The sequence below is a fragment of the Bilophila sp. 4_1_30 genome (assembly GCF_000224655.1).
Taxonomy (GTDB): domain Bacteria; phylum Desulfobacterota; class Desulfovibrionia; order Desulfovibrionales; family Desulfovibrionaceae; genus Bilophila; species Bilophila wadsworthia.
The window spans coordinates 409398-421072 of the sequence record NZ_JH114232.1; the positions used below are offsets into that span (position 1 = coordinate 409398).

11 protein-coding genes are annotated in these 11675 nt (G+C 58.5%); 2 read left to right on the forward strand and 9 right to left on the reverse strand.

The genetic code is table 11. The features are described 5' to 3' along the window. Positions 1 to 10: 10 nt before the first annotated feature. Both HMPREF0178_RS08560 and glmS read right to left on the reverse strand, forming a co-directional pair. Positions 11 to 412: a DUF302 domain-containing protein gene (locus HMPREF0178_RS08560; protein WP_009380162.1), complete on the reverse strand. Its 402-nt coding sequence runs from the start codon at positions 410 to 412 to the stop codon at positions 11 to 13. A gap of 167 nt (positions 413 to 579) precedes the next feature. Then, positions 580 to 2403 (reverse strand): glutamine--fructose-6-phosphate transaminase (isomerizing), encoded by a 1824-nt coding sequence (glmS, locus tag HMPREF0178_RS08565; protein WP_009380164.1) that lies wholly within the window; start codon positions 2401 to 2403, stop codon positions 580 to 582. Between the two features lie 283 nt (positions 2404 to 2686). On the opposite strand from glmS, the gene HMPREF0178_RS08570 reads away from it, so the two are divergent. After that, positions 2687 to 2938, forward strand: coding sequence for a hypothetical protein (locus HMPREF0178_RS08570; RefSeq protein WP_009380166.1), 252 nt, complete (start codon positions 2687 to 2689; stop codon positions 2936 to 2938). A 231-nt stretch (positions 2939 to 3169) separates the two neighbouring features. Next, positions 3170 to 3448, forward strand: a complete 279-nt coding sequence (locus HMPREF0178_RS08575; RefSeq protein WP_009380167.1) for a hypothetical protein — start codon at positions 3170 to 3172, stop codon at positions 3446 to 3448. A gap of 451 nt (positions 3449 to 3899) precedes the next feature. Here the strand turns inward: HMPREF0178_RS08575 and HMPREF0178_RS08580 are convergent, their stop codons facing one another. The 7 genes from HMPREF0178_RS08580 to gyrA all read right to left on the reverse strand — a co-directional run bounded on the left by HMPREF0178_RS08580 (position 3900) and on the right by gyrA (position 11657). Then, positions 3900 to 4529, reverse strand: a complete 630-nt coding sequence (locus tag HMPREF0178_RS08580; RefSeq protein WP_005028125.1) for a tetratricopeptide repeat protein — start codon at positions 4527 to 4529, stop codon at positions 3900 to 3902. Next, positions 4504 to 4905, reverse strand: coding sequence for a hypothetical protein (locus HMPREF0178_RS08585; protein WP_005028126.1), 402 nt, complete (start codon positions 4903 to 4905; stop codon positions 4504 to 4506). Before HMPREF0178_RS08585 ends, HMPREF0178_RS08580 begins: the two co-directional genes overlap by 26 nt. Then, complete coding sequence (locus tag HMPREF0178_RS08590; RefSeq protein ID WP_005028127.1) at positions 4905 to 5594, reverse strand: hypothetical protein; 690 nt, start codon at positions 5592 to 5594, stop codon at positions 4905 to 4907. The genes HMPREF0178_RS08585 and HMPREF0178_RS08590 overlap by 1 nt, the downstream gene beginning before the upstream one ends. A gap of 110 nt (positions 5595 to 5704) precedes the next feature. Then, positions 5705 to 5893, reverse strand: coding sequence for a ferredoxin (locus HMPREF0178_RS08595; protein ID WP_005028128.1), 189 nt, complete (start codon positions 5891 to 5893; stop codon positions 5705 to 5707). 214 nt (positions 5894 to 6107) lie between these two features. Beyond that, complete coding sequence (gene thrC, locus HMPREF0178_RS08600) at positions 6108 to 7544, reverse strand: threonine synthase (protein WP_009380168.1); 1437 nt, start codon at positions 7542 to 7544, stop codon at positions 6108 to 6110. A gap of 530 nt (positions 7545 to 8074) precedes the next feature. Continuing rightward, positions 8075 to 9043: a transporter gene (locus tag HMPREF0178_RS08605; RefSeq protein WP_009380169.1), complete on the reverse strand. Its 969-nt coding sequence runs from the start codon at positions 9041 to 9043 to the stop codon at positions 8075 to 8077. A gap of 175 nt (positions 9044 to 9218) precedes the next feature. Continuing rightward, a complete protein-coding gene (gene gyrA / locus HMPREF0178_RS08610; RefSeq protein ID WP_009380175.1) occupies positions 9219 to 11657 on the reverse strand; it encodes a DNA gyrase subunit A in 2439 nt (812 codons plus the stop codon). Positions 11658 to 11675: the final 18 nt, after the last annotated feature.

Consider the following 11675-nt stretch of genomic DNA (forward strand, 5'->3'; position numbering starts at 1 on the left):
GGTTCATCCCCTAATCCCCACAAACCTTGTCGGAAACAAGGGCCATAAAACCAAGGGTCTTCCTGAGGCTGTCGAGCTGCGGATCAATGCCGTAGCGATGGGCAAGCCAAAGGATGTCGGGCATGAAAAGCATCGTCCCTTCGCCGGGGACTTCGGAAATCACGATGCGCAGAGGCAGCTCGAGGGCAACCTCGGGGCGCTCCAGCATCAGATGCGTCCCGACCGCGGGCTTACCGAAAAAGGCGACGCGGGTTTCGGGCATGAACAACCCGGCGGCACGCGCGTTGGCGGCGTGGTCCACCGTAGCGAACAACGGAACGTTCAAGGTCTTGAGCGTTTCAAGCAAACGATTCCAGACTGTTTCCACACTACCCGCACAGGGCTTGGACACGAGTCCTTCCGTGGTATGCATGACCATTCCTTTTTTTGAAGGTTCGTTGGAGAAGTCCCTTCTCCGAAGGCGGCTTTCCATGAAAACGTTCCGAATGAAACAGGGCGGAACATCAACGATGCTCCGCCGCCTTCCTTTTCCTTTGGGAGGTATTCGGCGACGGTCAGGAAGCCCTCGCCGGATGCCGGTTATTCGACAGTCACGCTCTTGGCGAGGTTTCTGGGCTGATCCACGTCTTTGCCGAGATAGTCGGCCATTTCATAGCTGAACAACTGCATGGCCGGAAGCGCCAAAAAGGCGTTGAACGGGCCCCACGCGGAGGGAATCGTCCATAGATGCTCCACATGCAGATCCGCTCCGGGGTTGGCCAGCGCGATGACCGGACCGCGGCGGGCCTGCACTTCCACGATATTCGATTTGACCTTCGGAAACAACGCATCATTGAAGGCAAGCGCAAAGGTCGGGAATTCCGGTTCAATCAGGGCGATGGGCCCGTGCTTCATCTCTCCGGAGGCATACCCCTCCGCGTGGATGTAGGAAATTTCCTTCAACTTGAGAGCGCCTTCCAGCGCGAGGGGGAAGGCATGGCCGCGCCCCAGATAGAAGAAGCTGTGCGCGGACGCATACAGCGGGGACAGCATCTGTGCCGTTTCCCGCATGGCGGGCAGGGCATCCTCGATCTGCTTCGGCAAGCCGTGCAGGGCGGCGAGCGCTTCATGGCGGGTCTTGGCGTCAAGCAACCCCTTACGCTGTCCGTAATAGAGCGCGATGAGCGCCATGATGACCATCTGGCTGCACATGGCCTTGGTGGATGCCACGCTGATTTCCGGTCCGGCCTGCGTATAGATCACCGCATCGGCCTCACGCGGGATGGACGATCCCACGACGTTGCACAGCGCGATGGCGATACAGCCCTTTTCCTTGGCGAGCCGGAGCGCCGCAAGCGTATCCGCCGTTTCCCCGGACTGGCTGATCACAAGGACCATGTCGTCAGGCTCAAGGATAACGTTGCGGTACCGGAACTCGGACGCGATTTCCGGGACGACCGGCATACGCGCCCAGTTCTCAAGCAGGTGCTGCCCCCACATGCCCGCATGGTACGAGGTCCCGCAGGCAATGATCCGCAGACGCGAGGGGACGGGAAGACCGTCGAGCTCCGGCAGCACGACCATACCCTTCTCTTCGTCCACCCGCCCGGCAAGGCAATCCGAGATAACCTTGGGCTGTTCAAATATTTCCTTGAGCATGAAGTGCTTGAACCCGCCTTTCCGTGCGGCCTGCATGTCCCACTGGACGGTCTGCACTTCCTTCTGGACGGGCTCGAGCGTATCGAGAGACAGCACCTGCCACGTGGCGTCCGTGATACGGACGATTTCGCCGTCCTCCAGAAAAACGACGTCACGCGTATAGGGCAGGAACGCAGGGATATCCGAAGCAATGAAATGCTCGCCCACACCCACGCCGAGGATCAGGGGAGCGGACATGCGCGCGGAAAGGATGGTCCCCGGCTCATCGGGGCAGATCACCGCCACGGCATACGCGCCGTGGGCCTGACGCAGAGCCCAGGCAAAGGCTTCAAGCAGCGTGGGGTTGTGCTTGCGGCCTTCCGCGATGAGATGGGCCAGGACTTCCGTATCGGTTTCGGATTTAAAGACATAGCCCTTGGCGAGCAGGCCTTCCTTCAGCTCCTGAAAATTTTCAATAATGCCGTTGTGGATGATGGCGAGTTCGTTGTCGCCGCCGATATGAGGATGGGCATTGCGTTCGGCGGGCACGCCGTGCGTGGCCCAGCGCGTATGCCCGATACCGTTCATGGCGACCGTATTGGGGTAATGGGCGAGCTTTTCTTCCAGAGCCGCCAATTTGCCCTCAGCCTTGATGACCTTGAGCTCCCTCCCCTGAATAAAACCGACTCCAGCGGAGTCGTACCCGCGGTATTCAAGGCGCCGCAAGCCTTCGATGATGACCGGAACTGCCGGACGATGACCGGCATAACCAATAATTCCGCACATGCAGTATTGCTCCTTCCGTTCACGGGAGTGCCGTCGGGGCCCCATGCGCCGCCGAGAGCAGTGGTTTCTTTTTACAGCCTGTTTTCAGGCAGGGTTCCAGTGTGATAGAAAAAGGGCACGTTGTAAATACGTCCCGATACGCTTCTGAAATCACCCAACTAGGTTATTATCAAGATGATTTTCATTGATGTCCCGTAGATTCACCGTATATTCCACTACACGGAGAGAAAAAGCCATTGTCAGCCTGCTGTTTCAGAGTTTTTATTTATTTCAGGAGGATACTATGAATACCATGTTGAAGACCGCCATTTTTGTCACTGCCCTCCTCATGCTCGGCGGCTGCGCCACCAAGTCCCTTACCCCTGAAGAACAAGCCTTTCAGGATGCGCAGCGTTCCTGCACCGAGCAGACCAACTCCATGATCGGCGGGAGCCGCTATTCATGGAGCGATCAGCTCCCGTGGAGTAACTATTTCGAATGGTGCATGGAAGGCAAGGGCTATACCAAGGATCAGCTAAAGAGCATTTGGTATTAAATTCCCATATAGTTATAAGTAGATACGACAGCCGCGGCGGATGGCTTCGCCGCGGCTGTCGTCGTCCTGCACCTTATCTTTTGGAGCCCTCCTCAAACCTCCCCGCGCAAGCTCCCCTTCAGCACTTTTTTCGGGAAAAATCACGTAATGCTACGGCATGTTACGTATAAAAAAAATCTATTGACTTATCAAAGGAAGGGTGACAAAAGTCGCGCCCAAGGAGTACCTTTTATGAAAAAAATGATTGCACTTTTGGCTCTCGCGTTCTTTGGTATGACTGCAACTTGTGGAACGACCTTCGCTGCTGAAGCCAATAACGGCATGGCAACTGCCAATGAACAGGCAGTACAGGACCCTGCCACACATCAGCAAAAGAAAGCTCCTCACGCCGTAAAGAAGCAGGAAAAGAAAAACGCTCAACATGCGAACACAAAGCAGCAGAAAAAAGCCACTAAAAAGCACGATAATGCTGCATCTCAACAGAAAAAAACGTCTGAATCCCAAGAATAACATGTAACCCGTCCCCATAGAACAGATTCAGAACAGTCCATCTGTTGTGCTTACAAAAATCCTGATGCGATTCTCTCGCATCAGGATTTTTTACGTCTCCCAATTGAAAAAAGAGAAAACTGGAGAAGGCAAACATCTGCTGGAGAAATGTGTTCCCTTCCCCTGCCCTGCCAGCACGGCTCACACCATCCCTTCCCCTCCAAAAACGCCAACGTCATCGAATATCTGCTGACGGTTTCAGGGAAAATGAAAAATCCCAGAAAAGCCATTGCCCTTGAGCCCCTCTCGCAACTGCATAAAAAAAGTTCCCGGAATATTCCGGGAACCTTTTTTCATAACAGGAACTCCTGCCGCATGACCTCCCCACCAGTCAACATTTTTGCGTGGGGGGGGCCGGGGGAGGGAGCTTTTTGTAAAAAACTCCCTCCCCCGGTTCTTACCCCCCCCCGCCTTACTTGTTGCGATGGGCGGCGATTTCTTCAAGATATTCGGGGCGCACATCAAAGCCGAATTCGATGGCCTTGTCGGCATATTCGGCGGCCTTGTCGTAATCGCCCTTTTCAAACCACGCGAGGGACAGATTGTTCCACGCGGGCGCGAATCCGGGCTGCTTTTCAATGGCCTTTTCGCTGATTTTGATGCTCTCGTCGTACTGGCCGTTCATGTAATAGGCAGCGCCGAGAGTCGCCATCGCCTGAATGAATTCGGCATCCCATTTCAAAGCCTTTTGCAGGGCGCTGATGGCCTTTTCGGGCTCGCCGCGCTGCAAATGCACAAAGCCGATGTTGCTCCACGGCACGGGGAACTTGGCGCGGCAATTGGCCGCTTCCTCATTGTAGCGCAGGCAGCCTTCGAGATCGCCGCGCTGCAGACAGATGCCGCCAAGCTGCACGTAGGCTTCGGCAAGATGGGACGAATTGCGGACCGCGGCGAGAAACGATTCTTCCGCCGCCACAAAGTCGCCCTTGCTGAGCAAGGCTACGCCAAGATTGTAATGGTGATTGGCGCAACCGTCGTTCTGGCTGAGCGCGGCCCGCAGGTCGGCGATGTACTCGTCAAGATTCTCGTACCGGTCCTTCATCGATCAGTCCCTCTTTCTTCAGGAGTTTATAATACCATACGCAAAACTCGTAGATGCCGAGGTAGCGTTCGTCTCTGTTCACAATCCCGAGCGCGCAGTCGAGAGCGCCTTTGTTGAAGTCATTGCCCTCGGTGCGTTCGCCGAGCGAATGCATGAACCCGCGGAACAGCTGCTGCGTGGTGCGCTTGCTCGGATCGACGCGGATATCCATCGGGTCGTTGGGCTTCTGGAAGGGATCCCATTCATCGTAGCCGATACGGTCGATGAACTTCCTCCGGCGGGGATTCATGCGCTCGTAAATTTCGCGCTTGAGCTGTTCCTGCTCCTCGGTCAGCTCCTGCTTGGTGCTGTCTCGAAACATGGTGGCGGAAATCATCAAGACTCCTTGGGCGCCGGGCCTATACCCAAATAAGCGTCGTCGTAGTTGGTGAGAAGCGCCATGGACACGGGCACGAAGACCTCATGCAGCTCCTTGAACCGGGACTGCACGCGATCCCGGATTTCCACGCTGAGGCGGTCCAGCCGTTCCTGAATCTTGTCCAGATGGACGGTCGGATAGCTGGCTCCGGCAGCGAAATTCGACTGGCCGCACACGTGCCCCTTGCCGCCTATCGCCGTAGGGATGCCGTAGAGGCGGCAGGTGATGGGGCGGTAGTCATAAAGCACGCACTGATCGTTCGAATCGAGGAGCGGACAGCGGATGCGGGCCTTGGCGGCCTCTTCCATGATGTGCTCCATGGCGTCTTCAGAACCTTTGGCATCGCGCAGCTCGCGGAAATAGTCGCGCTTCATACGAGTCAGCTTGCGATCCACACTCCCGGCGTTCTCAAGGATACGGGAACGCTCGGGGCCGAAGTCGTACTTTTCGATGAACCGCGCGTTCAGGTACATGGCTTCGACAAGCGAAAGGTCAAACATGGCGTGGCAGCAATCACTGCAACCGGGCTTGCAGGTCACGCAGTCCGGGTGCATCTCGCCAACGCGGGCAAACACCGCGTCGGCTTCAGCAACAAGTGCCTCGTACGCAGTGAACACAGGGGTAAGCTCGGGCATGATGTTGATCATAGGATCTATAATAGGTAAGAGTGTAAAAAAAGGAAGGGGCCTCTTGAAAAAAAGCTCCTTCCTCTCGCACAAACCGCCGCCCGCAATCGCGGACGGCGGCATTTCAATGCTTAGTTTTCTTCAACATTGATGGCGTCGTGTTCGCACACTTCGACACAGGACTCACAGCCGAGGCATTCTTCGGCATGGGCCGGGCTGGATTTGCCGTCGGTCATTTCGTACACTTCAACAGGACAGACGTCCACGCATTCGCCACAACCCACGCACTTGTCAGCGTCAACAGTAACATTCCAAGACATTGTCATTTCCTCCAAGTTTTGGATCAAACGATCCTGAGTTTCTCGACCACAGGCACTGTCGTGCCGTCATCCTTGCCTTAGCGTCCGAACAGGAGGGTGTCAAGTGTTTTGAGAAACGACGGGAAAGCCTTGCGGCCCTTGTTTCCGCGCGCTGCCAAGGCTCTCCCGGCAACGGCTTTTCTCCCGTTTCGACACCGCCCTGTCCAGACAATAATCATTTTCCGGCAAGTTCCAAGCGCTCGGCGACAGCCTTCGCGGCGGCCCTGGTAAACTCCTCAGCGGAGAGCCGCGCCTTCTCGGCGGCATCGACCACCAGCGAAGGCCGGTTGGCGAGGCTCGCGTCAGGCGCGACGCCGTATTCCGGCGGGAACGTGCCGGTAAAATACATATTCTGGAATCCCGCAAATTTGAGCGCGTGCGCCGTCGAATCGAGCACCGCCTTTTCTCCGGCGGCCACCCTGCCCTCTTCGCGGGCCTTGAGCAGACCGGCAAGGCATTCGCCTCCCTGCGTGCACACGATATGCCCATGCCGGTTGGCGAGGATGGTCGCATCCATGATGGCCTGCTCGGTCACCTGAACCACGCCGAATTCGCCGCCCGCAGCCTCGTAGGCGTCGACGAGCGCCTTCACGCGGGGGAAGGACACCGGGTTGCCGATCATGGCTGCCTGCGCCACGCTCGGGCGGACGGTCACGGGATTGTACACACGTTCGGCCTTGGGCTTGCTGTAATAACGCCACACCGGGTCGGCGTGTTCGGACTGCACCCCGAACAGGCGCGGCAAATCGGAAATGATGCCAAGACGGCGCATCTTGAGCAGGCCGGACATGACCGCCGTGATGTTCCCGGCGTTGCCCACCGGAACAAACAGGACCTTGCCCGCCAGATCCCAGTTGAACCACTGGGCGACTTCATAGGCATAGGATTCCTGCCCAAGGATGCGCCAGCTGTTCTTCGAATTGAGCAGGGCCACGCGGTAGTGCTCGGCCAGATGCTCGACGACCTTCATGCAGTCGTCGAATACGCCGGGCACCTCAAGCACGGTCGCACCGGAGCCGAGGGGCTGGGAAAGCTGCTGAGGCGTCACCTTGCCCTGCGGCAGCAACACGGCGGTCTTGATGGGATGCCCCACATACGCGCCGTACAAAGCCGCGGCAGCCGACGTATCCCCGGTAGAGGCGCAGATGGTCAGCACCTCATCCCATCCGTGCTTGCGTACAAGCGCACGCAAATAGCTGTACGCGCAGGCCATGCCGCGATCCTTAAAGGAAGCGCTCGGGTTCTGGCCGTCGTTCTTGAACGCGAACGAGGCGTTCAGCTTCTTCTGGAGTTCGGGAGCGCCGTCCACGACCGGGGTGTTCCCTTCGCCGAGATACAGGATGTCTTCCTGCTCCAGCACGGGGGCCATCAGCTCATAAAACCGGAACACGCCGCGCAGGGCCGTGTTCCGGGTGGCGGCCCGGCTGTCGAACAGGTTGCGCCAATATGCGCCGCCGTGTTCCTTCAGTTTGTCGAAGGTCGTGTCTTCAAGCAGGAATACGCCACCGCAGCTCGGGCACGTATACAGCAATTCATCAATGGGGTGACGGGCCCCACAGCCGAGGCACACGTATTCCATCTGCGCCCGGTAGGTCGGAAACTGATCGGACATGGTCGCTCCGTATTGAGGTACGCCTCCGGCGGCAAGGGACACCCCTTACCCTGTTTTAGAGAAATCGCTTGCACTCCCCGTAAAGGCCCGCAAGTCCGCCCAACGGCCACGGCGTCGCCGCCCTTTGGGTCGAATTCCCCCAAAACGCCCTCAGTACCGCCGGAAGCGTGAAGGGCTTTACCCTTCCTCCGGAGGTTCTGCGGGATTCGGAGATTATGTTCTTTTTCTGAGGTCCTAAGGAAAAAAGCAACGGGAGGCAAGCCTTTGTTGTTTTACCTTCCCTCTTCTCCCTTTGCCATCTAAAAAAAATGCGATTCTCTTTCCACCAAAAGAGAACCACACCCTGCCTTTTCCCAAAACGCCCCCCCCTCTTTCGGCCCACACGAAAATCCCTGCGAACAGGGATTCGATAACGTCGAAAGTCTTTGAAGAGGATGGGGTGGGGTTTGGGGAGGGGAAGGGGAAACTTTCTGAAGAAAGTTTCCCCTTCCCCTCCCCAATGCCTTTCTCCTCTCCAAAACCGGCCTGTACTAAAACACTATCGCCAGCTTCGCTTCAAGCTTCCAACGCTCGCCGAGGGAGGCGGCGGTGGGGTAATCGACGTTCCCGATGCGGGCCACGGCATCATAATTCTGATAAAGGCTGAACTGGGCGCTCACGCCGAGCGAGGCATTGTACTCGGGCAGCTTCAAGGTCACGGACGGCCCGGCGAACCATGTCGTGCTGGCGTCGTCTTTGGAATGCCCGTAACGGCGGGAATCCGTATTATACTCGAACTGCGTCTCGACGCCCATGTCCCAGTTTTGGGAGAGCGCATAGACGTAACGCCCGTTCAGACGGAATACGTCGCTGACGTCGACGCGGGAGGTATGCCCTACCCCACGATACAAATACATAATCTCGCCTTCGACGAATTGCCGCCCTCCGTCAAAGGCGTGCCCCACGCCGAGGCCCGCCATCGCGCCCCAAGCGCCTGTGCCCACGCCGTCGTCGGACGTGCTGCCCGTGGGCGTCCAGACGCCGAGATCCCACGCCACGTCGACGGGGGAACCTTCCCGCTGGCTCAAAAACTGCTTGTGCAGGACAAACGTGGTGTCGCCGATGCCGCTCTTGCTGCTGACACTGTTGGGCGTGAGGGTGCTGTGGGCACGGAAATTGTTCATCACAATGGGCGTGGCGAAACGCACGTCGTAGCCGTCGCCAAGCCCATAACGCATCTTGAGGACAAACCGGTCATGCAGATTCCGCTGCGTCCCCTTATTAAAGGGATACTTGGCCGTGTGCCGGGAACCCTTTTTATACCATGTGTGCTTGTCGGCGTGGATGTAGTTGACGATGGTCGCCAGCTTGCCCTTGGGGATTGTGCCGGACGCGGGCCCCATGCTCTCAATAACGACCTGCCCGACGCGCGGGACCGGCTGTTTCGCTTCGTCAGCCAGCGCGGGGACGCCCAGCAACGACAGGCCGAGCAATACCCCGGCGACGCCCAAATACTTCATGCGCCAATCTCCTCTTGTTTTGCAATGAACACACAACGGCGGACAGAGGCCATGCAAAGCGTACTCCGTATGGCCGCAGCATCCTCCAACTTCACAGCAAGAGAGCCCCTTTTTTCGGAACAACCGAAGCAAGGGGCCCTCTTTTCAGGATGTTTCTATACCGTCAGGCATTTTTTTACAAGGCTTCTTCGCCTTCCGCATCCGCGTCGGAGTTGACCGTATCAAAGCCGACCACGCGGGCGCCGTCGTCCAGCTTCACCAGACGCACGCCGATGGTGGCGCGGCCCACAGAACGGATTTCATCCACGCCCATACGGATGATCTTGTTGGTGGAGGTCAGCAGCACGAGCGCCTCGTCATCAAGAACCGACTTGGCACCGATGACCGGGCCCGTCTTCGGCGTGACCTTGAAGTTGATGATCCCCTTTCCGCCCCGGCTCTGCACGCGGTAGAGATCCACGTTGGTACGTTTGCCGAAGCCGAGCGCGGAGATGGTCATGATCGCCGGGCTGTCTTCCTTGAGCACGAGGCAAGCCACCACCGTATCGCCGTGGCGCAGGGCAATGCCCTTCACACCGGTGGCCCCGCGTCCCATGTTGCGGACGTCGCGGCAGCTGAACCGGATGGCGATGCCGTCAGCGGTCGCCAGCACCACGAAATCGTCGTCCGTGATCTCGCGCACCATGATGAGCTCGTCGTCCTCACGCAGGCCCACGGCAATAAGGCCGCCCTTGCGGCTCCGGGCATAGAGCGCGGCGCTGGAGCGCTTCACCATGCCCCGGCGGGTGGCGAAGAGGAACGACTTGTCCTCGGCGAATTCACGCACGGTCAGGATGGTGTTGACCCACTCGTCCTTTTCCATGGGCACGAGGTTGGCGATATGCACGCCCTTGGCCGTCCGGCTGCCTTCCGGCACCTGATGGACCTTGAGCTGGTGCATACGGCCCTTGTTGGTGAACATCAACAAGAACTGGTGGTTCGTCGTGGTGATGAATTCCTGCACGAAATCGTCTTCGCCGGTATGCACTCCGGCCACGCCCTTGCCGCCACGGCGCTGCTGCTGGTAGATGCCGAGGCTCGTGCGCTTGATGTAGCCACGGCGCGACAGGGTGATGACCACGTCATCGTCGGGCAGCAGATCTTCGATGTCGATGTTCGAAAGCGCCTCGCGGATGACTTCCGTACGGCGGGGCGTCGAATAGGTCTGCTTGATGTATTCCACTTCATCACGGATGACGCCCCAGAGCACGGAGGCGTCGCCGAGGATGGACTGGTACCACGCGATCTTTGACAGCAGATCCCGCAGTTCTTCTTCGATCTTGCCGCGCTCAAGCCCGGTCAGGCGCTGCAACCGCATGTCGAGAATGGCCTGCGCCTGCACTTCGGACAGTTCGAAGCGCTGCATGAGACGTTCCTTGGCCTCCGGCGGCGTCGCCGAGGAGCGGATCAGGGAAACAACCTCATCAATATGATCGAGCGCCTTGAGGAGGCCTTCCAAGATATGGGCACGGGCCTCGGCCTTGCGCAGTTCGAACTTGGTACGCCGGACCACCACTTCGCGGCGATGGTCGAGGAAATAGGTCAACGCGGTCTTGAGGTTCAGCAGCACGGGGCGGTTGTCCACCACGGCCAGCATATTGATGCCAAACGAAGTTTCCAGCGGCGTGTACTTGTACAACGAGTTGATGACGATCTCGGGCATGGTGCCGCGCTTCAGCTCGATGACCACGCGGATGCCCCGGCGGTCGGACTCGTCGCGCAGGTCGGACACGCCGTCGATCTTGCGGTCGTTGATCAGCGCCGCGATCTTTTCCACAAGGCTCGACTTGTTCAGGCCGAACGGGATCTCCCGGATGATCAGCGACTGAAAGCCCTTCTTGCGGTCCTCGATCTCGACCTTGCCGCGTACCTTTACGGTACCGCGCCCGGTGGTGTAGGCGTCGTACAGCCCCTGCCCCGCGTAGACGTAGCCGCCCGTGGGGAAGTCCGGCCCCTGCACGACGTCCATCAGGTCCTCGACGGAGCTTTCCGGATCGTCGATGAGCATGAGCAGGGCGTCCGACAGCTCGCTCAGATTGTGCGGCGGGATGTTCGTCGCCATGCCGACGGCGATGCCGGACGAACCGTTCAGCAACAAGTTGGGAACCTTCGTGGGCAGGACCACGGGCTCGGCCAGCGTGTTGTCGTAGTTGGGCCGGAAATCGACGGTTTCCTTGTCGATGTCGTTGAGGAATTCGCTCGCCAGACGGGACATGCGGACTTCGGTGTAACGCATGGCCGCCGCGGCGTCGCCGTCGATGGAGCCGAAGTTGCCCTGCCCGTCTTCCAGCGGATCGCGCATGGAGAAGTCCTGTGCCAGGCGGACGAGGGCGTCGTACACGGCGGAATCACCGTGCGGGTGGTACTTACCGATGACGTCGCCTACGATGCGCGCGCACTTCTTCGGAGGGCGGTTGTAGCTGTTCGCCAGTTCCTGCTGCGCGAACAGGATGCGCCGGTGTACCGGTTTCAGGCCGTCGCGGACGTCCGGGATGGCTCGCCCGATGATGACGCTGAGCGAGTACTCCAGGTACGATTTGCGCATTTCGTGTTCGATATTCACATTCTGAGACATAGTATCCTCGAAGGCAGC

What these genes read in the sequence shown, in the direction of transcription:
- HMPREF0178_RS08560 (WP_009380162.1), bottom strand. Translation starts at nt 412, where the DNA reads ATGCATACCACGGAAGGACTCGTGTCCAAGCCCTGTGCGGGTAGTGTG.
- glmS (WP_009380164.1), bottom strand. Translation starts at nt 2,403, where the DNA reads ATGTGCGGAATTATTGGTTATGCCGGTCATCGTCCGGCAGTTCCGGTC.
- HMPREF0178_RS08570 (WP_009380166.1), top strand. Translation starts at nt 2,687, where the DNA reads ATGAATACCATGTTGAAGACCGCCATTTTTGTCACTGCCCTCCTCATG.
- HMPREF0178_RS08575 (WP_009380167.1), top strand. Translation starts at nt 3,170, where the DNA reads ATGAAAAAAATGATTGCACTTTTGGCTCTCGCGTTCTTTGGTATGACT.
- HMPREF0178_RS08580 (WP_005028125.1), bottom strand. Translation starts at nt 4,529, where the DNA reads ATGAAGGACCGGTACGAGAATCTTGACGAGTACATCGCCGACCTGCGG.
- HMPREF0178_RS08585 (WP_005028126.1), bottom strand. Translation starts at nt 4,905, where the DNA reads ATGATTTCCGCCACCATGTTTCGAGACAGCACCAAGCAGGAGCTGACC.
- HMPREF0178_RS08590 (WP_005028127.1), bottom strand. Translation starts at nt 5,594, where the DNA reads ATGATCAACATCATGCCCGAGCTTACCCCTGTGTTCACTGCGTACGAG.
- HMPREF0178_RS08595 (WP_005028128.1), bottom strand. Translation starts at nt 5,893, where the DNA reads ATGTCTTGGAATGTTACTGTTGACGCTGACAAGTGCGTGGGTTGTGGC.
- thrC (WP_009380168.1), bottom strand. Translation starts at nt 7,544, where the DNA reads ATGTCCGATCAGTTTCCGACCTACCGGGCGCAGATGGAATACGTGTGC.
- HMPREF0178_RS08605 (WP_009380169.1), bottom strand. Translation starts at nt 9,043, where the DNA reads ATGAAGTATTTGGGCGTCGCCGGGGTATTGCTCGGCCTGTCGTTGCTG.
- gyrA (WP_009380175.1), bottom strand. Translation starts at nt 11,657, where the DNA reads ATGTCTCAGAATGTGAATATCGAACACGAAATGCGCAAATCGTACCTG.